Annotated in this window: 21 protein-coding genes; 7 read left to right on the top strand and 14 right to left on the bottom strand. The window is 69.5% G+C overall.

The features are described from left to right. Positions 1 to 50: 50 nt before the first annotated feature. Both FQ377_RS07430 and FQ377_RS07435 read right to left on the bottom strand, forming a co-directional pair. A complete protein-coding gene (locus FQ377_RS07430; RefSeq protein WP_222861853.1) occupies positions 51 to 1,664 on the bottom strand; it encodes an alpha-amylase family glycosyl hydrolase in 1,614 nt (537 codons plus the stop codon). Positions 1,665 to 1,672: 8 nt separating this feature from the next. Further along, on the bottom strand, positions 1,673 to 2,707 hold the full coding sequence (locus FQ377_RS07435; protein ID WP_148600626.1) for a LacI family DNA-binding transcriptional regulator: 1,035 nt from the start codon (positions 2,705 to 2,707) through the stop codon (positions 1,673 to 1,675). 202 nt (positions 2,708 to 2,909) lie between these two features. On the opposite strand from FQ377_RS07435, the gene FQ377_RS07440 reads away from it, so the two are divergent. From FQ377_RS07440 to FQ377_RS07460, 5 genes are read left to right on the top strand one after another with little or no spacing between them, the layout of a single operon-like run. Beyond that, entirely contained in the window at positions 2,910 to 4,175 is a 1,266-nt protein-coding gene (locus FQ377_RS07440; protein WP_148600627.1) for a M20 family metallo-hydrolase, read from the top strand. A gap of 28 nt (positions 4,176 to 4,203) precedes the next feature. Continuing rightward, positions 4,204 to 4,959, top strand: a complete 756-nt coding sequence (locus tag FQ377_RS07445; RefSeq protein ID WP_148600628.1) for a DUF5058 family protein — start codon at positions 4,204 to 4,206, stop codon at positions 4,957 to 4,959. Between the two features lie 30 nt (positions 4,960 to 4,989). Further along, positions 4,990 to 5,718 carry a hypothetical protein gene (locus FQ377_RS07450; RefSeq protein WP_148600629.1) on the top strand — a complete coding sequence of 243 codons (729 nt, stop codon included), beginning with the start codon at positions 4,990 to 4,992 and terminating at the stop codon, positions 5,716 to 5,718. Positions 5,719 to 5,758: 40 nt separating this feature from the next. Next, the gene (locus FQ377_RS07455) at positions 5,759 to 6,994 is read left to right on the top strand and encodes an amidohydrolase (RefSeq protein WP_148600630.1); all 1,236 of its coding nucleotides are present in this window, start codon (positions 5,759 to 5,761) and stop codon (positions 6,992 to 6,994) included. Beyond that, positions 6,991 to 8,400, top strand: a complete 1,410-nt coding sequence (locus tag FQ377_RS07460; RefSeq protein WP_148600631.1) for an amidase — start codon at positions 6,991 to 6,993, stop codon at positions 8,398 to 8,400. The genes FQ377_RS07455 and FQ377_RS07460 overlap by 4 nt, the downstream gene beginning before the upstream one ends. A 49-nt stretch (positions 8,401 to 8,449) precedes the next feature. On the opposite strand, the gene FQ377_RS07465 is transcribed toward FQ377_RS07460, so the two are convergent. The 8 genes from FQ377_RS07465 to FQ377_RS07500 all read right to left on the bottom strand — a co-directional run bounded on the left by FQ377_RS07465 (position 8,450) and on the right by FQ377_RS07500 (position 19,440). Continuing rightward, a complete protein-coding gene (locus FQ377_RS07465; protein ID WP_262364331.1) occupies positions 8,450 to 10,975 on the bottom strand; it encodes an AMP-binding protein in 2,526 nt (841 codons plus the stop codon). Between the two features lie 43 nt (positions 10,976 to 11,018). Next, a complete protein-coding gene (locus FQ377_RS07470) occupies positions 11,019 to 12,167 on the bottom strand; it encodes an ABC transporter ATP-binding protein (protein ID WP_148600633.1) in 1,149 nt (382 codons plus the stop codon). Next, entirely contained in the window at positions 12,164 to 13,864 is a 1,701-nt protein-coding gene (locus FQ377_RS07475; protein WP_148600634.1) for an ABC transporter permease, read from the bottom strand. Before FQ377_RS07475 ends, FQ377_RS07470 begins: the two co-directional genes overlap by 4 nt. After that, on the bottom strand, positions 13,861 to 14,883 hold the full coding sequence (locus tag FQ377_RS07480) for an extracellular solute-binding protein (protein WP_148600635.1): 1,023 nt from the start codon (positions 14,881 to 14,883) through the stop codon (positions 13,861 to 13,863). Before FQ377_RS07480 ends, FQ377_RS07475 begins: the two co-directional genes overlap by 4 nt. Positions 14,884 to 15,018: 135 nt before the next feature. Next, positions 15,019 to 15,882, bottom strand: coding sequence for an ABC transporter permease (locus tag FQ377_RS07485; RefSeq protein WP_262364332.1), 864 nt, complete (start codon positions 15,880 to 15,882; stop codon positions 15,019 to 15,021). After that, positions 15,872 to 16,819, bottom strand: a complete 948-nt coding sequence (locus FQ377_RS07490) for an ABC transporter ATP-binding protein (protein WP_148600636.1) — start codon at positions 16,817 to 16,819, stop codon at positions 15,872 to 15,874. Before FQ377_RS07490 ends, FQ377_RS07485 begins: the two co-directional genes overlap by 11 nt. Before the next feature lie 46 nt (positions 16,820 to 16,865). Continuing rightward, positions 16,866 to 18,068 carry a LolA family protein gene (locus FQ377_RS07495; RefSeq protein WP_148600637.1) on the bottom strand — a complete coding sequence of 401 codons (1,203 nt, stop codon included), beginning with the start codon at positions 18,066 to 18,068 and terminating at the stop codon, positions 16,866 to 16,868. 1,111 nt (positions 18,069 to 19,179) lie between these two features. Further along, positions 19,180 to 19,440: a GlsB/YeaQ/YmgE family stress response membrane protein gene (locus tag FQ377_RS07500; RefSeq protein WP_148600638.1), complete on the bottom strand. Its 261-nt coding sequence runs from the start codon at positions 19,438 to 19,440 to the stop codon at positions 19,180 to 19,182. A 244-nt stretch (positions 19,441 to 19,684) separates the two neighbouring features. Between FQ377_RS07500 and FQ377_RS07505 the strand changes: the two genes are divergently transcribed. Both FQ377_RS07505 and FQ377_RS07510 read left to right on the top strand, forming a co-directional pair. Continuing rightward, positions 19,685 to 20,209: a DUF421 domain-containing protein gene (locus FQ377_RS07505; RefSeq protein ID WP_148600639.1), complete on the top strand. Its 525-nt coding sequence runs from the start codon at positions 19,685 to 19,687 to the stop codon at positions 20,207 to 20,209. After that, positions 20,206 to 20,949 carry a hypothetical protein gene (locus tag FQ377_RS07510; RefSeq protein WP_262364333.1) on the top strand — a complete coding sequence of 248 codons (744 nt, stop codon included), beginning with the start codon at positions 20,206 to 20,208 and terminating at the stop codon, positions 20,947 to 20,949. Before FQ377_RS07505 ends, FQ377_RS07510 begins: the two co-directional genes overlap by 4 nt. Before the next feature lie 35 nt (positions 20,950 to 20,984). Here FQ377_RS07510 and FQ377_RS07515 read toward each other — a convergent pair whose 3' ends face one another. The 4 genes from FQ377_RS07515 to FQ377_RS07530 form a co-directional block, all read right to left on the bottom strand. Beyond that, positions 20,985 to 22,208, bottom strand: a complete 1,224-nt coding sequence (locus FQ377_RS07515) for a helix-turn-helix domain-containing protein (protein ID WP_187393291.1) — start codon at positions 22,206 to 22,208, stop codon at positions 20,985 to 20,987. 117 nt (positions 22,209 to 22,325) lie between these two features. Next, positions 22,326 to 23,012 (bottom strand): glycosyltransferase family 2 protein, encoded by a 687-nt coding sequence (locus tag FQ377_RS07520; protein ID WP_148600641.1) that lies wholly within the window; start codon positions 23,010 to 23,012, stop codon positions 22,326 to 22,328. Next, positions 23,009 to 24,373, bottom strand: a complete 1,365-nt coding sequence (locus tag FQ377_RS07525; RefSeq protein WP_222861854.1) for a PIG-L family deacetylase — start codon at positions 24,371 to 24,373, stop codon at positions 23,009 to 23,011. Before FQ377_RS07525 ends, FQ377_RS07520 begins: the two co-directional genes overlap by 4 nt. Beyond that, positions 24,370 to 25,407: an acyl-CoA dehydrogenase family protein gene (locus FQ377_RS07530; RefSeq protein WP_148600643.1), complete on the bottom strand. Its 1,038-nt coding sequence runs from the start codon at positions 25,405 to 25,407 to the stop codon at positions 24,370 to 24,372. Before FQ377_RS07530 ends, FQ377_RS07525 begins: the two co-directional genes overlap by 4 nt. Positions 25,408 to 25,489 lie beyond the last annotated feature (82 nt).

A 25,489-nucleotide genomic window follows, 5' to 3' on the forward strand; every position in this document is an offset into this window, starting at 1 on the left:
GGGCAGGTGCGCTGCGCGGTGGTCCGGCCAGTGCCTGCGTCCGCGCGCACCTACACCCGGCGCACCCAGGCGCTCGCGTCGGGCGGGAGGAGCCCCTCCGGCGTGAGGGCCGAGGACGCGATGAGTACGTCGCCGTCCGGGAGGTTGGCCGGAGTGTCGCCCATCGCGACGGCGACCAGGAACTGCTCTCCACGCTCGCAGACGAGCAGGCCATTGTCCTCGGCCCGCCATGTGCCGCCGTCGTAAGAGGAGAGGACGCCCTCCTCGTGCAGGGATCGGCGGAGATCCAGGGCCGCCCTGACCAGGTGCAGCGTCGAGTCCACATTCCGCTCCTGGGCCTCGACCGACGTCGCCCCCCAGCCCGGTGGCGTCGGCAGCCAGGGGTCACCTGCGTAGGCCGGGGAGAATCCGAAGGTGTTATCGGGCGAGACCGTCCACGGCAGCGGCACCCGGGCCCCGTCCCTGGACACGCCGCTGCGCGTCCACATCGGGTCCATCCGTGCGGCGGGCAGCACCTCCACCTCGGGCAGGTTCAGTTCCTGGCCCTGGTAGACATAGGCACTGCCGGGCAGACCCAGGACGGCGAGAAGCCCGGCACGGGCACGCAGGACGCCGCGCCCGCCGTCGTCTGACGGGGTGAAGGCGAACCGGGTGGCGGTCCGGACGAGGTCGTGGTTCTCGAGGGCCCAGGTCGGTGGTGCTCCGTGCTCCCGGCGGGCGGCGTCGAGTTCGGTGCCGATCCTGGCCCACGCCGCTGCATCCCACCCCAGTGTCGCGAAGGCGAACGCGAAGGCCTGGTGCATCTCGTCGGGCCGGATGTACCGGGCGGCCCGCTGCGGCTCGAGATTCACCTCTCCCACGAGGACCCGTGCGGGGGAGTAGGAGTCGGCGAGCCGGCGCCACCGCCGGTACACGTCATGGACCTCCTCATGATCGGAGACCTGCGGGTTGGAGCGCAGACCGTCCACCACGTCCTCCGGGCGCTCGGCGTCGGGAAGTCCCTCTGCCTTGAAGAGTGCGTGTGCGACGTCGATGCGCAACCCGTCAACGCCGCGGTCGAACCAGAAGCGGAGCACGCCCTCGAAGTAGTCGCCCACTGCGGGGTTCCGCCAGTTCCAGTCCGATTGCTCGGCGGAGAAGAGGTGAAGGTACCACTGCCGGTCCGCCTCGGACGCGGGGTCGATCCGGCTCCAGGCGGCGCCGCCGAAGACGCTCCGCCAATTGTTCGGCGGGCCGCCGTCGAGCCCGTCCTCGACATGGAACATGGCGCGCTCGGGCGAACCGGGCGCGGCTGTGACTGCGGCCCGGAAGAGCGGATGCTCCGACGAGCAGTGGTTCGGGACCACGTCGAGTATGACCCTCAGTCCCAGGGTGTGCGCGGCCTCCAGCAGGTCGTCGAACTGTGCCAGGGTGCCGAACAGGGGTTCGACGCCGCAGTAGTCGCTCACGTCGTAGCCCTGGTCCACCTGCGGGGACGGCTGGAACGGCGTCAGCCAGATCCCGTCGACGCCGAGCGACGCGATGTACGGTAGGCGGCCCAGCAGGCCGGCGAGATCCCCGACGCCGTCGCCGTCGCCGTCCGCGAACGAGCGCGGATAGACCTGGTAGATGACGGCGTTGCGCCACCACCCGGTGCCGGACACAGCGTCCGCCGGGCGCGTCACGCGGCGCCCTACGACGCCGGCGGGGAGGTGGTCGCGCGGACCACGAGCTCCGGGGGCAGCAGGGTGCTGTGCGGGGTGCCGCCAGAGAACTGCGCCAGCAGCGCATCCACGCTCAGGGACCCCATGCGGGCCAGATCGGAGCGGATGGAGGTCAGTGGGACCGGCAGGGTCGCGGCCAGATCGAGATCGTTGTACCCGATGAGCGCCACGTCCGTGCCCACGCGCCGGCCGGCGTCGCGGAGGGCGCCCATGGCGCCGAGGGCCAGGAGATCATGGACCGCGAAGATCGCCGTGGGCGGCTCGGGTAGTCGCATCAGCGCAGCTCCGGCGATCGCTCCCGAGGGCGTACTGAAGGCAGACTCCACCGTGTAGGCATCCGGGACGGGGTACCCGGCGGCCTCGAAGGTCCGCCGGAAGCCGAGAGTCCGCTCGCGGCCCGTGCTCGCGAGCTGGTCCCCGGAGATGACACCCACACGGCGGTGCCCCAGTTCAAGGAGGTGCTCGGCCGCGAGCCGGCCGCCCTTATAGTCGTCGGTCGAGACCGACAGGTGTCCCTCGAGCGTGCGCATGACGAGCACGTAGGGGACGCCGCGTTCCCGGAGTTCCAGGGCTGCTGAGTCGCCGTTGTGCGAATCTCCGATGATCACACCGTCGATCCGTCGGGAGAGCATCGCGTCCAGCCGCACCCGGCGGTGCTCGGGGTCGTCCAGGGTGTTGGCGACGACCGTCCCGTAACCGGCAGCGCTCGCCGCGGCATCGACGCTCTCGTAGATGGAGGCCAGGACGAGATCCGTCAGGCGGGGGACGAGCACGCCGATCAATCGTGAGCTCCCCGTCCTCAACCCGGCTGCACCGACGTCCCGGCGATACCCGAGGACCGCGGCCAGTTCACGCACCCGCCGGATGGTGTCTGCACCGACGCCGGAGGGAGTCTCGCTCAGAGCGCGGGACGCGGTGGAGACATGGACCTGGGCGTGGCGTGCCACGGTCGCCAGGGTGACCGGCCGTGTCCTGGCCGGTGGTGCGGTGGGGTCATCCTTCATCAACTCGAGTCTAGAGCCCACCAGGGGTCGGAGAGGCATCCAGAGTCCCAGGGCAAAGGTTTGCGTTTCGAAGGAAGTTCCCCAGACGCTTTCGCCAGAAGCTTGACGAAAACCTCGGGCCGTAGTGTGATGTACACCATATCTTCCGACCATCCTGCTGTGGATTGCCCTGTGCAATCGATTGCGCCGACGACGGGTCACTATGCTCCAGTCTCATCAGTCCGAGCTCCACGACCGCCTCGACACCGGTGTCACGGAGCTCTCCACCTTCCGTGATCATGAGCGGCCCGGCTGGAGCCGCGAGGTCTTCAGCGAGGCGTACCGTGCCTCACGGGAGTGGACGGCGAACCGCATGCGCGCTGCCGGGCTCGAGGTCCACCTCGACGCGGCGGGCAATATCGTCGGTCGTCTGGCGGGGCTCGACCCCTCCGCTCCGGCTCTGGTCACCGGATCCCACACCGACACAGTGGACGGCGGGGGCAGGTTCGACGGCGTCGTCGGTGTCCTCGGCGCGATCGAGGCGGCACGGCTCCTGGCCGCCGGGGGCAGGCAGCTGAGGCGCGATCTGCTGGTGGTCGATTTTCTCGGGGAGGAGTCCAACGTCTTCGGCCTCAGCTGCCTGGGGAGCCGGGCGGCTGCGCAGGAACTGACACCGGCAGATCTGGACCGGTGCGACTACCGGGGGGTGAGCCTCGGGCGGGCATACACGGACTTCGGCCTGGATCCCGCGAAACTCTCCGACGTTCCCTGGGCGCGGCGGCCGCTGCAGGCGTTCGTGGAGTTGCACATCGAACAGGGCCCCACGCTGGAGCAGCGTGGTCTTCCGCTCGGCATCGTCACGGCGATCACGGGTATCGAGCGCTTCATCGCGTCCTTCGCAGGCTCGGCCGATCACGCCGGCACCACCTCCATGGAGGACCGCCGGGACGCCATGATCGCTGCCGCCGAGGGGGTCCTCGCCGTTCGTGCCGAGGGCTGCGGTGCGCCCACCCACGGTGTGGCGACCACCACGCGCGTCGACTCCGAGTCGCGTTCCCCGAACGTGGTGCCCTCCCTCGTCCGGATGTACGGCGAGGTCCGCAGCGTCGATCCCGGCTGGCTGTCAGGTGTGCAGGGACGCCTGGGAGCGGAAATCACCGCGCGTGCTGCGAAACTCGGCGTGGACGTGGGATTCGAGTGGTCCAGCGACAACGCCGTCGTCGAGGCCTCCCGGGGCGTCCAGGATGTTGCTGGTGCCGCAGCGGACACTCTCGGGCTGCCCTGGATGCCCATTCCCAGCGGCGCCACGCACGACGCCGTGCACATGGCCTCCCTCGCTCCGATGGGCATGATCTTCATCCCGTCGAAGAACGGCAAGAGCCACTGCCCCGAGGAATGGAGCAGCACCGAGGACATCGCCGTCGGGGCGCAGGCGCTCGTCGCGACCCTGCAGCGCCTCGACGGCGGCGACACCCGCCCTCAGCACTGAATCCGCCCACCCCCTACCTGGAGCTTCCATGGAAACTGCACTGACTCCCGAGGGACAGTCCACGGACATCCTCGCCGTCGCCAACCTGCCCGTCCTCTGGATCCTCGCCATCGGCGTGTTCGCCGCCATCATCGTGCAGTCCCTCGTCTACATGCGGGCGGCGAGGAAAGCCGGACCCGCGGCGGACATCACGGAGGAGGAGCTGACCCGCTCCTTCCGCGCCGGTGCGATCGCCGCCATCGGCCCGTCGCTGGCGGTCGTCCTGGTCAGCGTGGCCCTCCTGACGCTCTTCGGGACACCGGCCGTCCTGGTCCGGATCGGCCTCGTGGGATCGGCAGCCACCGAGTCGGCGTCGGCCTCCCTCGCCGCCGGAACCATGGGCGCCGAGCTCGGCGGGCCCGACTACACGCAGGCCGTGTTCGTGGTCGCCTTCATGGCCATGAGTCTCTCCGGCGCCGGCTGGATGCTGGCGACCCTGATCCTCACCCCGGTGCTGCGGCGCGGCGACACGAAACTGCGCAGTGTCAATCCCGCACTCATGGCGATCGTCCCCGCCGCAGCCCTGATCGGGGCCTTCGCCAGCCTCGGGATCGGGGAGCTCGGGAAAACGCCCGTGCACATCCTCTCCGTCCTCGTCTCCGCCGCCACCATGGGCCTGTGCATGATCCTCGCCAGCAAGACCTCGGCGGGCTGGCTGAGGGAGTGGGGCCTGGGGATCTCGATCATCGTGGGGCTCTTCGCCGCCTATCTGGCCCATACCAACGGCATGACCCCGACCGCGTAGGCAGTCCCTCACCAACGACAAGGAATCATCATGGCTACCGCAGATACTGCCGCCACGACCTCGGGCTCGCTCGCGGAGTTCGACCGCACAACGTCCCGATGGGGCCAGGCCACCATGGGAGCGGCCCTTCTCCTCTCCCTCGCTGCCCCGATCTACCTCGTGCTCACCACGGACCTCGGCATCACCGCCGGCATGATCTGGACCGCCTACCTCGCGGTCGCCGCCGCGTTCTTCGTCCTCTGGTTCGTCGAACCCATCACCTACTACCCCGTCCTGGGGCCGGCCGCCATGTACCAGGCGTTCATGATCGGCAACATCGCGAACAAGCTCCTGCCCTCCGCCCTCGTGGCCCAGGCGACCATCGGGGCCAAGGCCGGCACCAAGCGGGGGGAGTTCTCGGCGCTCATGGCCATCTGCGGCGCAGCCATGGTCCACGTGCTGTCGATGATCTTCTTCGTCGGGATCCTCGGCACGTGGCTGGTGAGCATCATTCCCACCGACATCGTCGACGTCGCGCGCCTCTACATCTTCCCGTCGATCATCGGTGCCGTCCTGGTGCAGCTGATCGTCACCATGAGGCAGCCCCGCGTCACGGTGATCGCTGTCGTCGTCGCCGTGCTCGTGCTCTTCGTGCTGGTCCCTGCCGTGCCCGCGCTGGCCAAGCCGGCCACCGGCGTCGTCGTCCTGATCACCGCCGTGCTGGCCTGGTTCCTCCGCTCGCGCGGCAAGACCGCGGCGCCCACTACGCTCGTCAACTGACTCCTCCCGTACCGCACCCGACGTTCCCCGAAAGGACATCATGACCATCGACACCGCAGTCCTCGACCTCTCCGACGCCCACACCGACGCCATGCACGAGCTCTATCGGCACCTTCACGCCCACCCCGAGCTGTCCATGCAGGAGACGCAGACGGCGGCGTTCATCCAGGACGAGCTCGACGGCCTCGGACTCGAGACGTTCATGAGCGGCGGGACGGGCGTGGTGGGGGTGCTCCGCAACGGGGACGGCCCCGTGGTGGGGTACCGCGCCGATACCGACGGTCTTCCCATCGCGGAGGACACCGGCCTGGACTTCGCGAGCACGGCGAAGGGGAAGCTGGCCGACGGGACGGACGTGCCGGTCATGCACGGGTGCGGCCACGACACGCACATGACGGTGGGTCTCACGGCCGCCCGGCTGCTCAGCGAGAACCTCGGCGCGTGGTCCGGGACCGTGGTCTTCATCTTCCAACCCGGGGAGGAGACCGGGGCCGGAGCCAAGGCGATGGTGGCCGACGGTCTGTGGGACAGGGCTCCGAAGCCCTCGGTCATCTACGGGCAGCACGTCTGGCCCGGACTCAGCGGCACGGTGAGCATCAGCAAGGGTACCGCCATGGCGATGGCCGATTCCTGGAAGGTGACCGTCCACGGCAAGCAGTCGCACGGCTCGCAGCCTGAGCTCTCCATCGACCCGATCGTCCTCGGAGCGCACATGGTGGTGCGGCTGCAGACGGTGGTCTCCCGCGAGGTGCACCCCATGAGCTCCGCGGTGGTCACCATCGGCACGTTCCACGGCGGGCTCAAGGAGAACATCATCCCGGCGTCCGCGGAGTTCACGCTCAATGTGCGCACCTTCGACCCCGAGGTGCGCGAACTGGTGCTGGGCTCGCTGCGCCGCATCATCAGCGCCGAGGCCGCAGCATCGGGGGCGCCGGAGCCTGACATCGAGGAGATCACGAGCTTCCCGCAGTGCTACAACGATCCCGACACCACCACGGAGCTGATGACGGTGCTCGGCGAGGTGCTCGGCGACGACGCCGTCATCGAGTCCCCGCCCGTGATGGGCAGCGAGGACTTCGGTCTCCTCGCCGAGGCGATCGGTGTGCCCAGCGTGTACTGGTTCTTCGGCGGACACCCGAAGGAACTGCTCGACGGCGACGCACCCGTGGCCGGCAACCACTCGCCGTACTTCGCCCCGGTGATCGAGCCGACCCTGACCACAGGAGTCCGCGCGGCGATGACGGCACTGCTGTCCCGGGTGGGCACGGGCGCGTGAGAGGTCCCCTCCACGAGCTGTCCGCCGTCGGGATCACCGGTGCCATCCGGCGTCGGGAGATCTCGGCGCGGGAGGCGCTCGATGCTCACTTCGAGCGGATCGACGCCGTCAACGGGCGTATCAATGCCGTCGTCACCGAGGATCGCGAGGGTGCGACGGCGCTCGCGGCGGCGGCCGACGCCCTGACGGCGTCGAGTGCACCGCTGCCGCCGCTCCATGGACTGCCGATGACGCACAAGGACACCCACAATACGAAGGGCCTGCGCACAACGCAGGGCTCGGTGGTGTTCAAGGACTTCGTGCCGACGGTCGACGATCTGATCATCGCCCGGCTCAAGGACGCCGGTGTGGTGACCACGGGCAAGACCAATGTGCCCGAGTTCGCCGCGGGCTCGCACACCTTCAACGACGTCTTCGGCACGACCGTCAATCCTTTCGACACCTCGCGCAGCGCCGGCGGGAGCAGCGGGGGAGTGGCGGCTGCCATCGCGGCACGCATCCAGCCCCTGGGCGACGGCAGCGACATGGGCGGATCGCTGCGGATCCCGGCGTCGTTCTGCAATATCGTGGGGTACCGGCCGTCCCTCGGCGTCGTCCCCGCCGTGCCGACACGGAACGCGTGGTCCTGGCTCGCGCGCAATGGGCTGATGGCCCGCGACGTCGAGGACATCGCGCTGGGCATGAGCGCAATCGCGGGGTCCCACGCGGAGGTGCCCTACGCCTATCCGGTGGAGGGCTCCTTCGGATCGGCGCTGCAGCGGGACCTGACCGGGCTGCGGATCGGGTGGTCCGCGGACTTCGGACTCGGTGTGCCCGTGGATCGCGAGGTGCTGCGCGTCCTCGAGGGACAGCTGCAGGTCCTCTCGGATCTCGGCGCGGTGGTGGAGGAGGCAGCCCCCGATCTCCGTGATGCGGACCAGGTGTTCACCACCACGAGGGCCTTCGACTTCGTTCTGGCGTTCCGCGAGCTGGTCGGGAAGTACGGCGAGGTGATCAAGCCCGAGGTGCGCTGGAACGTGGAGCAGGGCTTGCAGCTCACCGCCCAGGATCTGGTCGACGCCGCGCTGGCGCGTACCCGCCTGGATGCGGGCGTCCGTCGCTACTTCGGCACGTACGACGTCTTCGCGTCGCCGGCCACGCAGGTGCTGCCGTTCGATGCGTCGCAGCGGTATCCGACGTCCGTCAACGGTGTGGAGTTCGAGACGTACCTGGACTGGATGCGGTCGGCGTGTGTGATCTCCGCGACCGGTCTGCCCGCAGTCTCCGTACCGGCGGGCTTCAGTGAGGACGGACTGCCGGTAGGACTGCAGCTGGCCATGCCGCACGGATCGGATGTGGAGCTGCTGCGTGTGGCCCACGCGTTCGAGCAGGCCACCGGCTGGGCGAGGCGGGCTCCCGACCTCTAGCGGCAGAGCTGTAGGCGGCTGGTGTCCTGAGAGGAGCGGTCCGCTCCGGTCAGGCAGGAACGGTGACCGCGGCCCGCTTCCGACGGTGGCGCGCCAGGGCTGTGGGGATCCACTGGCACAGCGCCCAGTAGGCCACGCCGACGGGGAGGGACCCGGTCACGGCGGTGACCTGGCCGAGCGGCAGGAGCACCGGATAGACCAGCCAGTGGGTGAGGTAGATGTACAGCGACGCTGCCGCGAGCCATCCGGTCACGCGGCGCAGGATCGCCGGCACGGGCAGGGCCGGGACCCAGGTCAGGAGCAGGACCCCCGCCACGATCGTCGCTTCGCGCAGCGGATGATCGAAGAAGCCGGGCACCACGAGCACGGCCAGGACGGAGATCAGCACGCGCCGCTGCACGGTGTCGGCGCGCGCCACGGCCCACCCGAGAGCGAAGAGCCAGAAGACCGGAAGTGGCTTGGGCAGCCCGGTATCGACGATGTCGTACCGGCTGAGCAGTGTCAGCGCGAGCAGGCCCAGGGCGAAGAGGAACGGCGTGCGGCGCTCGAGGCGGTCGAGCCAGGGCACGAGCATCAGTGCCGTCACGGCGATCAGGACGTAGACGAGCATCTCCACGAACCAGAAGTGCCACTGGGTCGTCACCTCCTGGGGCCCCACCATCGCGTTGAGCAGGAAGATGTTGGCCACGCTGTAGTCGTCCGTGAGCACATAGGCCAGGAAGATGAACGCGACCGACGGGACCACGATCCGGGCCAGGCTCCTCACCTGCCGCCGTAGCCGCACCGGCCGGGTCCCGGTGAGCTGGAACCGCGCGAAGTTGAAGCCCGCGACGACGAACAGCAGATGCGCGGTGTGGAAGGTGAACAGCTCCACGTGCGCGGCCACGATGCAGACGATGGCGACGGCGCGCAGCACGATCGAGGGTTCCAGCAGGGAGACCAGCCGCCGGCGGCGCGGGGGCCTCCTCCCCGAGAGCTCGCCCACGGTCATGAGGTGCCAGCCCGGTGGGAGCTGCCCCAGGGCGGCTTCCAGCCGCACCGACAGCGCCACGTAGGACAGCGAGTCGCCGTCGAGCGAGACGAAGGTGTCCGTGGGGTCCACGCGGGGTCGGTCGAGGCTCTCGGCGAAGATTCGCGGCACGTCGGCCGGACCTTCGCGCAGCGGGGCGTGACGCGTAGGAGAGGGCGCCCGTCCGGTGTTCAGGGACCGGACGGCGGGGTAGTCGATCTTCCCCGTGGCGAGCCGGGGCAGGTGCTCCACCGGGTGCATCCGGACCGCGCCACGCGGCACACCCAGATCGGAGGCCAGGACAGTGAGGAGCATGCCCGGATCGTGGTCGCCCTCGAGGGCGACCACCATGGACTCGTCGGCATCGACGTCGGAGCCGGCGACGGCGGCGGTGACGCCGAGCTCGGCGAGGATGCGTTCCACCTGCCCCAGGTCCACGCGGAGGCCGGCGATCTTCACGAAGCGGCTGCGCCGGCCCACCACCTCGTAGAGTCCGTCCGCATGTTCCACGGCGAGATCGCCCGTCCGGAGCTCGTGGAGCTCACGGCCGAGCGCGAGATCCGCCGGGCTCCCGGCGTAGCCGAGCATCACGTTCGGCCCCGTGTACACCAGCTCTCCCGCAGCGAGCCCCTCGATCGGGTCGATCCGGAAGGAGCCGCCCGGCACCGGCACGCCGATGGCCCCCGGATGCTCCGCCGCCAGATCCGGGGGAAGATACGCCATGCGCGCCGTGGCCTCCGTGGCCCCGTACATCACGAAGAGATCCCAGCCGCGCCGCTGGCCCGTCCTCGCCCAGGCCCTGACCTTCTCCGGGGAGAGCTTGCCCCCGGCCTGGGTGACGTACCGCAGGCTCGGCAGGTCCATGTCGGCGAAGCCCACGCGCTCCAGGAGATCGAAGCTGTAGGGGACGGCGGCGAAGGAGGTGGCCCGGTGGCCGCGGACGAGGTCCCACAAGCAGGGATCCACCACCGACAGCTCGGTGAGCACCAGCCCGGCGCCACGGAGCAGATGGCTGTTCAGTACGGAGAGTCCGTAGCAGTAGCTCATGGGGAGGGTGGTGACGGCCCGATCGGTGGATTCGATGCCGAGATAGGTCGCGATGGAGCGGGCGTTCGCCAGCAGATTCTCGCGGGAGAGCCGCACCAGCTTCGGTGAGCCGGTCGAGCCCGAGGTGCTCAGGAGCAGGGCCAGCTCCGGATGCAGCTCGTGGCGCGTGCCCGGGCACCGCTCGTCGAGCTCGACGGCGCCGTCGTCGGTGCGCAGGACGACGTCGGGCTGGTACCTCGTGATCATCGGCTCGAGCGCTGCGGGTTTGTCCGCGGGGACCAGGAGCAGGGGGTGCCCGGCGGTGATCGCCGCGAGGTAGGCGACGAGGGACCCGAGATCGTTGCGTGCGGCCAGCATGACGAGGCGGCGTTCGGTACCGAGGCGGGCTGCCAGCTCGTCCACCATCCCGGCGAGCTGGCGGTAGCTCAGCGTGCCGTCCGAGGTCAGGACCGCCGGCCGGTTGCCGTGGCGGGCCAGGTCCGTGAAGGTGGCTTCGGAGAGATCGGGTGGTGGGGTCACCGGTTCACCGTAGCCCAGAATCAGAGGTTAGGAAAGCCTACCCTTACCTCTCATGAGGGGTTGCGGCGCGGCGGGCGTCGAGCGGCGGCGTGGTGACGGCTCGGTCCCCGATGAGCAGGGTGGGAGAGGTCCCCGCGGTCACGGTCACCGTGACCGCCGTGCCGATGGGGAAGCGCACGATGTGCGGCTGCCACGAGCGCAGGGTCCGCCCGGAGGCGAGTTGCACGTGGTGGAGGACGAACGCGCCGTGGTACTCGACTGCCGAGACCCGCGCCGAGGCGGTCGGATCCGCCTGCAGGGCCACCTCGTGGGGGCGCAGGACGACGTCGACCTCCACATCGCTGTCGGCCCACCCCGGTACCGTCGAGACGATCCCGATCTCGCAGGTCAGCAGGGCCCGGTGCACGCGGGCGGGGAGGAAATCGGCGTCGCCCATGAAGGAGGCGACGAAGCGGGTCGCGGGGCGCTCGAAGACCTTCTCGGGAACATCGGCCTGCTCGATCACGCCGTTGTGCATGACCACCACGCGGGAGCCGACGGAGAGCGCTTCCGTCTGGTCGTGCGTGACGAGTACCCCGGTGGTACCCGTCTCACGCAGCGTGGCCACCGTGTCGCGGCGGACCTGGGCGCGTAGCGACTCGTCGAGGCCGGAGAACGGCTCGTCCAGCAGGACGACGGCGGGACGCGGCGCGAGCGCCCGTGCGAGGGCCACGCGCTGCTGCTCGCCCCCGGAGAGTTCGTGCGGGTAGCGGTCTGCCAGATGCGCCAGCTGCACGAGGTCGAGCAGCTCGCCGGCACGTCGACGGCGGTCGGCGCGGGAGAGCCGGTCGAGGCCGAACTGCACATTCAGGCCCACCGTCAGGTGGGGGAAGAGCGCATGATCCTGGAAGACGAGCCCCACGCGCCGGAGCTCAGGATTGACGAAGACACCCGACCCGGCGACGACGGACCCGGCCACGCTGATCCGACCGGCGTCGGGCCGTTCGAGCCCGGCCACGAGCCGCAGCGTGGTCGACTTGCCGCAGCCCGAGGGGCCGATCAGGGTCACCAGCTCCCCCGCGGGGACGGACAGGTCCAGCGCGTCGACGCCTCTGGAGGAGCCGTAGTGCTTCGTGACGCCGTCGAGGGCGAGGGCCGGAGGTGTGTCCTCCGGGGCCATGGGCACGGGGATGGTCTCCATCTGGGCGGTCATGGCCGCACCTTCCTGGTCGTGGTTCCACGCGCCTCGTTGCGGTGGGTCTGGCGGACGAGGACGATCACGGGGATGATCGCCACGAGGACGATCACGAGGGCTGGAAGCGCCGCCTTCTCCCAGAAGTTCTCACGCGCCAGCTCGTACACCCAGACGGACGCCGTGGTGAACCCGAAGGGCCGCAGGAGCAGCACGATCGGCAGCTCCTTGATGGCGTCGATGACCACCAGCATCAGCGCCACCGCGACCCCCGGCCGGGCCAGGGGCAGGTGGATCCTGCGCAGGATCCGCCGCGGCGTCGCGCCCAGGCTCAGGGCGGAGGAGGTGACGGTCGGTGAGATCTTCTCCAGGCTGGCCCCGACCGACTGGTAGGCCGGAGCGAGGAAGCGGATGACGTAGGCGTAGAGGATGCCGGCGACCGATCCTGTGACGATCAGTCCCGCGCCGCCGGGGATCCCCAGGCCTTCCAGCGTGGTGTCCGCGGCCGAGAAGGACAGCAATACGCCGATCCCCACGACGGCTCCCGGAACGGCGTAGCCGAAGGTGGTCAGCTGGGCCGCGAAGGCAACGAGGCGGCCACCGCCGAGGCGGATGGCGTGCCCGACGGCGAGGGCGATGGCCACGCAGCTGACCGCGGTGATCAGTGCGACCAGCAGGCTGTTGCCCAGGTACTCCACGAACCGCGGGTCGGCGAGGACGGAGGCGTCCGAGAGTACCTGTCCCACCGCCCAGAGCAGGAGTTGCGCCACGGGGATGAGGAAACCGGCCGAGAGTGCCGCCACGCACAGCGCAGTGGCACCCCAGGCTGTGGCGCCGGAGAGCTGTTCAGGCTGGAAGCCCTGCCTCCGCCCGCCCTGCTGGTGATAGCGGGCCCGGCCGCGCAGGGTGCGTTCCCCGACCAGCACGGCCACGGCGAACAGCAGGACCAGCACCGCGAGCTGCGTGGCCGCATGGAAGTCGAAGGTGCCCTTCCACACCAGGTAGACGCCCACGGAGACGGTCTGGACGTTGAAGTACTGCACGGTGGCGAAATCGGTCAGGGTCTCCATCATCACCAGCGCCAGTCCTGCGGCCAGGGACGGGCGGGCCAGGGGGAGGACCACGCGTCGCAGCGCCCGCGCGCGGGTGGAGCCCAGCGTCCGGGCGGCGTCGTACGTGCCCGAGGACTGCTCGATCAGCGCAGAGCGTGCCAACAGATACACGTAGGGGTAGAGGGACAGCGAGAGCACGAGGATCGCTGCCGGCAGGGACCGCACCTCGGGAACCCAGACATCGGTCCCGAAGACGCCGCGCAGCAGCGACTGGACGGGTCCGGCAACGTCGAAGACCGAGAGGAACACGAAACCGAGGACATAGGCGGGCACGGCCAGGGGCAGGACGAGCAGCCATACGAGGATGTTCCGCAGCGGGAAGCGGTAGGCGGTCACGAGCCACGCCAGTCCTCCGCCCACCACGAGCGAGCCTGCGCCCACGCCCAGCATCAGCGCGAGGGTGGTGAGGATCATCTTCCCCAGATCCCGCGGGGGAGCGGTTTCGCCGAGGCTGCCGATGCCCTGGAGGACCACCGCCAGGACGGGGGTCGCGACGACGACGGCCACGGCGACGACGAGCGCGGACCATGCCGGACGACCGACGCCGGTCGTCCGGTAGCGCCGCTGCGGCGTCCGGCCGTCGGCGAGGGTCGCCGGTTCGGTCACCGGTATCCGGCCTCGGCGAGCAGATCGACGGCCTCGGCGTTGAAGGTCCCGTAAGCCTCCGCGTTCAGGGGCATGCGCTTGAAGTCCCCGAACCCGGCGATGAGTGGTTCCGGTTCCACGGAGGGATTGACGGGGTACTCGTGGTTGGCGTCCACGAAGGCGTTCTGACCGTCCGTGGCGAGCCACTCGATGAGTCGCAGCGCGTCCTCCGGGTTGTCCGCGCCCTCCACCACGCCGGCACCGGAGATGTTCACGTGCGTCCCCGCGCCCTCCTGGCTGGCCCAGAAGAGGTCCACATCCAGATCGGGATTCTCCTCGAGCAGGCGGGCCAGGTAGTAGTGGTTGTTGATGCCGACGTCGCAGGTGCCGGCGTCGATCGCCTCGAGCAGGAGCACGTCGTTGCTCATGATGGCGACGTCGTTGGCCACCCAGCCCTGCACGATCTCGAGGGCGCGCTCCCGTCCGTGGAGCTCGATCAGGCTGGCGACGAGGGACTGCGTGTACGCGGAGGTGGCGTCCCGCATGCACAGGCGCCCCTTCCACTTCGGGTCGGCGAGCCCTGCGTAGGTCTCCACCGCGTCGAACTCGGACGGGTCCACGGCGTCGGGGTTGTAGGTGACGGTGCGGGCGCGCAGTGCAAGACCGTACCAGCGGCCGTCGCTCTCGCGCAGATCCTCGGGGACGGCGTCCCGGAGCACGGCGGAATCGGTGGCGGCGAGCTCTCCCTGGCGTGCACCGTTCCAGAGATTGCCGGCGTCGACGGTCATGAAGACGTCCGCCGGGGTGTCATCACCCTCCGCCTTGAGGCGCTCGAGGAGTTCGGCGTCGTCGCCGCTGATGAACTCGACGCTGATACCCGTCTCGTCGGTGAACTCGCCGAATGCGCCCTCGAGGTCGTAGTGCCGTGCCGAGTAGATCTGGAGATCGGCGGAACCTCCGCCGAAGGCGCCGCAGCCCGTCAGGGTCGTGGCCAGGACGGTCAGGCCTGCGACGGCGGTCAGGAGCGGGCGGGAACGCATTCGGATCTCTTCTCGGACGAGGTGGTGGTGCGGCGCAGGCGCCGGACGAAGCAGGCAAGCCTAGCCTAACCGAATAAGGTCAGCGCGGCGTAACCTATTGAATCCGGCGGCCCGTGGCCCGGCCCGCCACCGGTATCAGCTGAGCACGTCTCTCGTGCTGAAGCGTCCGTAGGCCAGGGCGCCGAAGACAGCGATGTAGCCCAGTTGCAGCAGGGAGTTGTCGGCGAAGGAGGTCCACACGATCGGCTCCCGCAGCAGATCCGCGAAGCCCAGCCAGTAATTGGTGAAGAGCCAGGGGTGCAGCCATTCCAGCTGGGGGAGAGCACCGAGGATCTGCGCAACGGCAGCCAGCGCCGCGGTGGCCGCCATGGCACCCACCGGGATGGTGGTCAGCGTGGAGATGAACAGCCCGATGGCGCTCAGCCCCAGCAGGGACACCGTCACGTACAGGGCCAGGAGCAGCAGCCGGACGAAGTAGCCTCCGACGCCGACGGTGTCCCCGGAGAGCAGCGTCACCGGTCCCACGGGGAAGAGCAGCGCACCGATGATCGCTCCCGTGACCACGACCGTGAGGGTGGCGACGAGACAGAACAGGGCCGCTCCGGCGTACTTCACGAGCAGGAGCCGGATACGCCCCGCAGGCGCGACCAGAAGATAGCGCAGGGTGCCGAGATTCGCCTCGCCGGCAATGGTGTCCCCGGCCACCACGCCGATGGTCAGCGGCAGGAACAGCGGGATGGCCACGGTCAGGGCCGTGAGCGAGACGAACAGACCGTTCTGGGTGATGCTGTTCAGGAACGCCGGTCCGCGGCCGCTGCCCGAGGTATCGGACGAGACCCGCACGACGACGGCGATCAGGATGGGGATCAGGGCGAGCGCCCCGATCATCGCCCAGGTTCGCAGCCTCCGGAAGAGGACGGTGATCTCGGAGAGCACGAGGGTCAGTCCGAGGCTCCCGCCGGAACGCGATGGTGGGGTACTGACGGATTCAGCCGGCAACGTCGAACCCCTCTCCGGTCAGGGCGACGAAGCGGTCCTCGAGGGACGCGCCGCTGGCTTCGAATCCCCGCACACGGACATCGGCCCGGACGAGGGCGGTGTTCACGGTCTCCTGGAGGAGTCCGGGTACGGAGAGCTGGGCGGTCACGACGTCGTCGCGCCCGTGCACCTCGGGGACGAGCCCCAGGTCCAGGAGCACACGCCGCGCCTCGGCGGGATCGGGTGTGGTGATGCGGACCCGGGCGGTGCCCTCGTCGCGGAGCTCATCGAGAGTGCCCTGCGCCACGAGTCGTCCCGCGCTCATGACCGCGATCATGGAGCACATCTGCTCCACCTCGGCGAGCAGGTGACTGGAGACGAAGATGGTGGTTCCGTCGTCGGACAGGGACCGGATGAGGTGCCTGACCTCACGGGTACCCTGCGGGTCGAGTCCGTTGGTCGGTTCGTCGAGGATCAGCAGGTCCCGCGGCGCGAGCAGCGCGTTGGCGATTCCGAGCCGCTGCTTCATGCCCAACGAGTAGGCATGGGCGCGCTTGTTCGCCGCGTGGCCCAGACCCACCCGTTCCAGTGCGGCGTCCACCCTGGCGGTGCGGGTACTGGGCGAGGTGTGCCGATCCGCAGCGTCGAAGCGCTGCAGATTCGCCTTCCCCGACAGGAACGGATAGATCGCAGGGCCTTCGACGAGGGCGCCGACGCGCGGGAGCACGGCACGCGCGTCACGGGGCATCACGCCGTCGAGCAGATCGATCTCGCCGCTGGTCGCGGTGGCGAGTCCGAGCAGCATCCTGATGGTGGTGGTCTTCCCGGATCCGTTGGGGCCGAGGAAGCCGAACACCGTGCCGCGGGGCACGGCGAGATCGATGCCGCCCACGGCCGCCTGCCTGCCGAACATCTTCGTGAGCCCACGTGTCCGGATCGCGAGGTCGCTCGGGCTCATCCGTGGACCCGCACAGCGGGTGCGGGCCGCACGGACGAATCGGTCGTCACTGCTGGGCGGCTGCGACGAGCTGGTCGATTCCGACGGCGCCCATGAGTATCCGGCCGTCATCGGTGATCAGGACCGAGGCGAGCGAGGTCTGCAGCGCGCGCCCGCCGTCGACGTCGGTGAGTGCCTGCTCCAGGAGTGCCTGGGCGCCGGCTACCTGCTCCGGGTCCATGCCGGGCTTGATCTCCATGATCTCGCCCATCCCGGCGCCATCGCTCGAGCCCGGGGTGAGACCCATCATGCCGGAGCTGCCGACCGGCAGCTCCACGATGGTGCTCCAGCCCTCGCCTATGACGGTGGGCTTCGCGGTGGGTCCGGCAGGCATGTCCGATGCCTTCCCGTCCACCAGCGCCTTGGCCTCGTCCACTGTCGGTGCCTCGATGACGGTGGCGCCGGGGGGAGGGGTGAATTCGAAGATCGTGGCATCGGGGGTGCCGAAATCGACGTCGCTGAATTCGGCAGCGAAGGCCGCGTCCTCCTGGCCCTTCGCCTGGACGGCGACGCCGAGCGGAACCCCGGTCTCGGAATCGATGCTCACCGAGATGGTGCCGATGAGTGTGGCGGGATCCTCCGGCGTGAGCCGCAGTTCGTAGGCACTCCGGTCGGCGACCCGACTGGTCCCGTCCACCGTGACTTCCGTGTTCGGGTCGATCTCGGTCAGGAAAAGCTCCGCGAGCTCGGCCGGCGTGCGGGGGAGGTCCTGCAGCTCGGGGTGGTCGGTGACTTCCTGCTGCACTCTGGCCTCCAGCTCGGCCTTCGCGGCATCCTTGTCGGGGAGGGCCGCATGCCTGACCTCGTTCGCCGCGGAGTCGTAGGACCAGGCATCGGTTGCATTGACGATCACGTCGCGCTGGGCCAGTTCATCGAGCACCTGGACGCGTGCCCTGTCCGGCCCGTCGACGAAGACCCGGGCGGTGTGCTCACCGGTGAGCAGCTCGAGTGCCAGGGAGGTGGGGTCATTGCTCGAGGTCCCACCGGGAGGCGTGGCCATGCCCACATCCGGGAGGCCGAGATTCGAGGACTGCTCCACGGTGCCGGAGTAGGCGTCGTCCGTGCTGGTGGCCACGAACTCGAGCAGCTCCTGGGCGGTCTTCGCGGGAAGCTGCGGCTGTGCCTCGGCTACCGCAGTACCGCTCACGGAGGCCGCGACGATCACTGCGGGGACGATGCCGGCCGGAAGCCAGCGCCAGTTCTTGTTCATGAGTGAGCCTTTCGAACGAATCTGTGCCCCATGTGGTGTCACGCTACCTCGACGCGCTGACAGTTCCATGGGCACGGGTACTTGCCCAACGAGCGGGCGGACGCGGACGTGCCGTGTCCTGCCGTCTGGCGGCGTGACGGCGTCGACGGCGGTTGCGCCAGCTCCCTTCCCACTGCTCGAGCCGGTTCTCCGGGAGCGACGCGATGCGGGGTGCTTCCTCCCACTGATCGAGCCCTCATGGTGGGGAGGGTCGTCCCTTCCCACCGCTCGAGCCCAGGCAGTGGGAGCGACGCGATGCTCCACGCCGCGCGGCGTTCCTTCCCACTGCTGGAGGACGCACGGTGGGGAGGGTCGTTCTTTCCCACTGCTCGGGCCGGGGCACTGGGAGCGACGCTAGGCTCCACCCCGCGGAGTGCTCCCTCCCACCGCTCAGGCTCGTTCGTTGGGATCGAGGGGATGCTCTGCTCCGCGCGGCGCTCGCTTCCGCTGCTCGAGGACGCACGGTGGGGAGGGGTGTTCCATCCCATTGTTCAAGCCAGTTCACTGGGATCGACGGAATCTTCCACTCGGCGAGGGTGCTCCCTTCCACTACTAGGCTCGTTCGTTGGGATCGACGGGATGTTCCACTCGGCGAGGGTGCTCCCTCCCACTGCTCAGGCTCGTTCGCTGAGAACGACGGGATGCGGCCGTCCCCTCCCATTGCTCGGGCCCGGTCACTGGGAGCGACGCCATGCTCCACGCCGCGCGGCGTTCCATCCCACTGCTCAAGGACGCACGGTGGGGAGGGGCCTTCGATCCCACTGCTCAGGCCCGATCAATGGGAGCGACGAGAGGCTCCACTCCGCGCAGCGTTCGATCCCGCTATTCGAGCCCCTCAGTTGGGAACGACGGCATGCTCTACTCCGCGCGGCGCTCGCTCCCACTGCTCGAGACCGGGCGGTGGGGAGGGGCGTTCCTTCCCACTCTCCGAGCGCGGCTACTGGGAACGATCCGAGGCTCGGCCCCGCGGCGCGCCCGGTGGCCGATGATGGAGCAGGCCCGGTGTCGGGCACGATCGACGGGCACAGCAAAGGGGCGACCGGAGCTGCCCCTTCGATGGAACCGTCGATCTCTAGCGGGTGACCTTGCGCCGCCCCGCGATACCCTCTGCCACACCGATCAGCAGGACCGCCGCGATGACGGCCACGATGAAGCCGAAGATGTTGAGTTCGAAGACGCCCCCGGTACCCACCAGATTCGCGATGAGGCCGCCGATGACGGAGCCCGCAAGGCCGAGCAGGAGCGTGGCGAGGAGACCGAGATTCTGCTTCCCGGGCTTGATGAGGCGTGCGAGCGCGCCGATGATGAGTCCGGCGACGATGAAACCGATCATGGGGATTCTCCTTCTGGGATCCCGCCTGTGCGGGGTGTGTGGGCTGATGTGTCGCAACTGCGGATCGCCGTCGACCACGTCCACGATATTCGATCGTCGATCCAGACGGCAGGTGGCGACCCCCGAACTGCTCAGCGTACTGTCGATTCTGTGCCCGCACGGATACAGCTCAGCTGGAGGAGACCATCATGACGAACACCGGAGCCCGCAACGTACCATTCTCCCCGAGGGGATAGCGCCCGCCGTGTGGTTCGACTCCTGGGCCGACATCCTCCGCGTGCTGATCGTGGGAGCCGTCTCCTACGCCACCCTCGTCGGCCTCCTGAGGGTATCGGGCAAGAGGACCCTCGGTCAGCTGAACGCCTTCGACTTCGTCATCACGGTGGCCCTCGGATCCACCCTGGCGACCATCCTGCTCAGCTCCGATGTCGCGTACGCCGAGGGCCTCGCGGCTCTCGTGCTATTGGCCGGCCTCCAGTTCCTCGTGGCGTGGGTCTCCGCACGCTGGCCCGCGGCGCGCAACACCATCACCGCCCGGCCCACGGCCCTGGTGATGGGCGGCCGGTTGCAGCACGAGGAGTTGAGGCGGAACAGACTCACCGAGTCCGAAGTGTTCCAGGCCGTCCGGGTCTCCGGGACGGGTGACCTGTCCACCATCGGCGCCGTCGTGCTGGAGACCAACGGGACCCTGAGCGTCATCCCGCACAGCTCGCTCGGCACAGGGGCGGCGCTGAGCGGCGTCGTCGGATACCCCAGCCCCCGCGCGTGAACGACGAGGCAACGACGGCGTCCGTCGAGGAGGGCGAATGGCGCGCCGAGGTCGTAGCGGCCCGGCTCGACAAACCCATGGGCATCCTCGGGGTGATCTTCCTCTTCGTCGTCCTCGGGCAGCTCCTGGCCACCGAAGCCGGCATGGTGACCACCTTCACGGTGCTCGGATGGGTGTTCTGGGCGGTCTTCGTCTCCGAATTCCTCCTCAGGGCCTACATCGCCCAGTTCAGCGGTCGCTTCTGGAAGAAGAACTGGTGGCAGGTGGTGTTCCTCCTCGTGCCGTTCCTGCGCTTCTTCCGCGCATTGCAGGCCCTCCGGTTCGTCAGGGTGGCCAGGCTCGCGCGGTTCGGCGGGATCATCTCCGCCGGTGTCCGTGGCTCGCGGTCCGCGGGCCGCCTGCTCTCGAGCCGCATCGGGTGGCTGATCGCCGTCACCGCCGTGGTCATCCTCGCCTCGAGCCAGCTGCTCTACGCCACCGGGGCCCATGAGTCGTATGCCGATGCGCTCTTCGAATCCGCGATGGCAACGATCACGGGTTCCGGGCTGACGTCCTCGACCACGTTCGGGCGGATTCTCCAGGTCCTGCTGGCCATGTACTCGGTGGGGGTCTTCGCCACCTTGGCAGGCTCCCTCGGGGCCTTCTTCCTCCGTGGGTCGGATCCTGCGCCGGCCGATGCGGTGGTCGTCGAGCCACCGGAAGCCGAGCAGCGTCCCGCTGCCGCCACCACCGGGCAATGATCAGGCGGCAAGAGCATGCGGCAGCGAGATCGTGATCAGGCCGTGAGAAGGCCCACCTGGTCCATCAGTTCATGGGCCTTCTCGTCGGCCCCGGCCTCCGTACAGAGGCGGGCGGCCTCGAGCAGATGCCGGACGCCCCGCGCCACGGAGCTCCGGGCCACGAAGTAGTTACCCAGGCAGATCTCGAGGTCCAGGGTCGATTCGAAGTCGAGGAGCGCGCGGCCGTCGTCGACCTCCGTCAGCAGCTCGCCCGCGGTCTCGAGATCCTCGTGCAGCAGGGCGAAATACGCTTCGACGATCATGACCTCGAACCGGTAGCGCGGATTCTGCAGGACCTGCGCACCTGCCCGTGCATGGTCGAGCGAGGTCCGCACGGTCTCGTCGGCGATTCCTGCCTGCAGCGCGAACATGGCGCTCGCCCGATGGAACTCGGCCCATGCCTCCAGATCCGCCCGCGGAGAGAGCAGGCGTGCGGCCAGCGCGTGCTGTTCCCGGCCGATCTCGATCTCCCCGCGGCGGAAAGCGACATTGCCGATGGCCCATGCCCCGCGGGCCACGAGCAGGGACGGCACAGCGGGCACATCCTCGATGTCCAACCCGATAGCCACTTCCCAGGCGGCGTCGAGCTCGCCCTTCACCGAGAGCGCCGCGATGAGGATGAAGGCGGCCTGGAGCCGGGTGGGGGAGTGCTCGGAGAGCAGGGAGGCCGACTCCACCGACCGGTGTGCGAGGTCGAGCGCCTCGAGGAGCCGCCCGGTGGTGCGGGCGATCGTGGACAGGCGCCCCTGCACCACCGAGTGGAGTGCGGGGTCGGCCACGAGCAGCGAGGATCCGTCCATCCGCAGCAGGACGGCTTCGGCCTCCTCCAGCCTGCCGGCGGTGATCAGCGACTGCGCCTGGAGCATGGACATGTCCCACCAGACGGGTGCGTTGCGCTGGTCGCGGGCCAGGCCGGCGGCGTATTCGGCCTCCGACGCAGCCAGTGCGGCATCCTGCAGGTCGCGCGCATGATTGGCGGCGAACATCGCCGCGGCAAGGGCGGGCGCGTCCTCCACGGTGGGCGGCTCGACCCACCAGGAGAGGGTCTGCGTCTCCATGCCGAGCACCGCGGCGAAGTGCCGCACCATCTCGGCGGAGGGCTGACGCTGACCACGCTCCAGGAGGGAGACGAAATGGGGCGGGTAGATTCCCGACCCCAGCTCCTCCTGGCTCAGTCCCCTGGCATTGCGTGCCCGCCGCAGCATGTCCCCGAATCGCATTTTGTCCTCATCCCCCATGAGTGGTCACTGCGACCCGCTCCAGGCACGAGGTTCGAAAGGTGACACTGACTGTCTAGCAGATGCTGTGGACAAAACGGGACACGCCACTGTGTGCCGTCAGCCGAGCATCCGCAGGTAGGTCGAGAAGCCCGCGGAAACACGACCGACAGTGCGCGACGACGTCGTCACCTGCAGCTGTCCCGACGCGATCCAGGCGGCGCCACCGAGCTTTGCGCGCCCGACCAGATCGACGTCCTCGTCCTCGGTGAGGGGTGCGAAGCCGCCCACCTCCTGGTAGGTGCTGCCCCTGATCCCCAGATTCGCACCGTGGACGTGATGGTGGCCGTCGGCGGCAACGTAGTCATCCGCCCACCGCTGCCACCGTTCCGCGTTGTCGGGGGTGAGTGTGGGGCGGACGGTACCCAGGACGAGATCGTGGTGGACGGCGAGCCGGTGGTGCCGGACGAGCCAGTCCCGGGGCACGAGCGTGTCGGCGTCGGTGTTGGCGATCCAGGTCCGCTCCGGCAGGGCCTGCGAGCGGGCCAGCGCGAAGCGCACACCGGCGTCGCGCGCGGCGCCCACGGATCCGAAGTTGCCGGCGAGGACCGAGACGCCCGGGATGCTGCGTGCAGCGCTCGCAGAGCCGTCGGTGCACCGGTCCAGCACCACGGTGATGCTCACCGGGGTGCGCGGAACGGTGCTCTGGAGGTGCTCACGCGCGGCATCGAGGTCCGCGAGGCAGGCCGGCAGCCAGTCCTCCTCGTCGCGGGCCGGCAGGACGACGGCGAGCTGGCCGGGGATCACAGCAGGCCCTCGCGTCGTGCCACGGAGTCGGCGGGGGGCGGGACGAAGACCTCCAGGAGGAAGTCCTCCTCCGTGTGCAGGGCGAGGGTGGTCAGTCCCGGGACCCGGCGGACTCGCTCGTGCACATCGGCGCCGTCGAGCTCCCACCCCTCGATCGGGTGGCGCCAGTGGCACAGGACGAGCACACCGTCCTCGTCGAGGGACGCGAGGATCAGCGCGATCACCTCGTCGAGCTGGTCGGAGGACAGGAAGTACCCGGTCTCGGAGAGCACCACGAGGTCGAACGGTCCGTCCTCGCGGGGCCAGTCGCGGGGCACGGTGGCGAGCCGGGCCTCGGCGGCGTCGTTCGTGCTCAGCACCTCGGCGGTGCGGCGGACAGCGGTCTCGCTGGTGTCGAGGGCCAGGACGTTGTCCGAGACGGTCGCGAGCTCCCGGGTCAGTGCTCCCACGGAGCAGCCGACCTCGAGCGTGCGGCAGAAGCGCTCCCGGGGCAGGCTGGCGATGGTGAGCGAGCGCTTCCTCCGTTCGTAGAAGCGCTCGGCCACCTCCCACGGATCGGCCTTGTCCTGATGCAGCCGTTCGAAGGTGGAGGACCCCTCCGAGACGAAGAAGGCCTCGTAGTTGCGGTCGAAGTGCTCCAGGAAGTCCGCTGAGAGAAGCACTTCGTCTCCGGGCGCTGCGGACAACGGGGCCACCTGGGAGACGTGGGTGGCCAGGGCGGAGGTCTTCCGGGTGTGGTCGTCGGAGTCGAGGTGGCGGAGTGACAGGTCCGCGAGCTGGTCCGCCTGCTCCTCAGCCGTGCCCCAGTGCCAGAGCCAGATCGGGTACTCGAGCAGGGGTGCCTGGTGGGCTTCGCACACCTCTGCCGCTGCACGTCCGACGGCGTCGTGATCGGTGTGGCCGTCGTGTCGCCACGGAGCCGCGACCAGGGTACGCGGCGCCTCCCCCTCGCTTAGGAGGCGGGTGAGTGCCGCGGCGGCGTCCTCCTGTGTGATGCCGCCGTCGGGCAGACCCTCGAAGCTCAGCGCGGCCGCTGGAGCGAGCACCTGGACCGCGTTGGCCACTTCCGTGCGCCTCAGTTCGGCCAGCTGTGTCCGCGAGTAGGTGGGGGAGTCAGGATGGGACGCCTCGCCGTCGGTGAGGACGACGACGTCGCACCGGACGCCCTCGCGGGCCAGCCGGGCGAGGAGTCCGCCCGCACCGAGGGTCTCGTCGTCCGGGTGGGCGGCGAGCAGGATGAAGCGGGACGGGAGGCGTCCGTCGAAGAGAGCCTCGATCTGCAGATCCGCACCGGAGCGATCCTGCTCCCAGGTCCTCCAGTGGCTCTCCGGCGTGCTGTCGTCGTCGTGCGCGAAGCTCACCACGCTACGTTCCCCTCGGCGGCCCGGGCGAGCACTCTGCTGCCGAGCGCGGCGTCGTCGCGTTCGGCGTGGTGCTGGCGCAGGTACAGCGTCAGGTCGGCCACGCGTGCTGCATGGGCCTCGTCGAAGGCGAGGGGAGCGGGCCCGAGGCCGTGCGCGGCTGCCTCGAGCACCAGCTCGGCGCAGCGGAAGACCGAGGACCGCACGCGGGCGGCGAGCAGGGCGCCGTCCTGACCGGACGCACGGCCGGTGTCGACGGCGTCCGCGGCTTCCCCGAGCACGGTCCTGGCCTCGTGGAGGGCGGCGTCGACCCGGCCCAGGTGGAGGAGTGCCACCTGGTCCGGGGTACGGCGCCCGGCCGCGGCGAGCATGGTCCTGGCGATCCCGAGCGCGCCGCCCAGCCAGCATGCTGCAACACCGATCCCACCCCAGGCGAACCCGTCGCGGTGCAGGTACCAGTCCGTTCCGCCCACCGGTGTCGCGGCAGCGCCGTCGAAGTGTACGGAGCAGCTGGTCACCGTGATCAGGCCGCGACTCACCCAGGCATCGGGCGGGTCGATGAGGATCCCGTCGGCGCGGAGGTCGACGGCGAAGGCGCGGCGCTCGCCGTCGCCCACGTGCGCAGTGACGATCGCGTGATCGAGGTGGTCGGCGAGCGAGCACCAGGGTTTGGTCCCGGTCAGGGTCCAGCCGTCGGGGCCGGTCGACGCCGTGAGGGCGACCCCGGGCCCTTCCGCGGCGAAGACTCCCCAGGTCGCGGCGGTGTCGGCCTCATACCGCCCGGCCTGGTCGAGGATGGCGAGGGCATCGAGGTGGGGCTCCACAGCCCGCGCTACGGACAGATCCGTTGCGGCGAGGGTGCTCAGGAGGCGCCAGGTGTCAGCCGTCCGCCCGGAGCCGGGCAGTGGGGCAGTGACCCCGAGGTGGGCCGCGAGGGTGAGGGCGTGCGGCACGGAACCCCGTGCTGCTTCGGCCCGATCAGCCAGTTCTTGCAGCAATTCCTCCTGGTCGAGCTTCTCCCCCTGCAACGTCACAGGCGCATCTTTCTCGAAGTCGGGGCATCAACGGCCAGCATGGTCGAAGTCTACTGGTGGTTTTCGGCGGCTCGGCGCACCA

It is taken from the genome of Arthrobacter echini, from assembly GCF_008107445.1.
In the GTDB taxonomy this organism is placed as follows: Bacteria; Actinomycetota; Actinomycetes; order Actinomycetales; family Micrococcaceae; genus Arthrobacter_D; species Arthrobacter_D echini_A.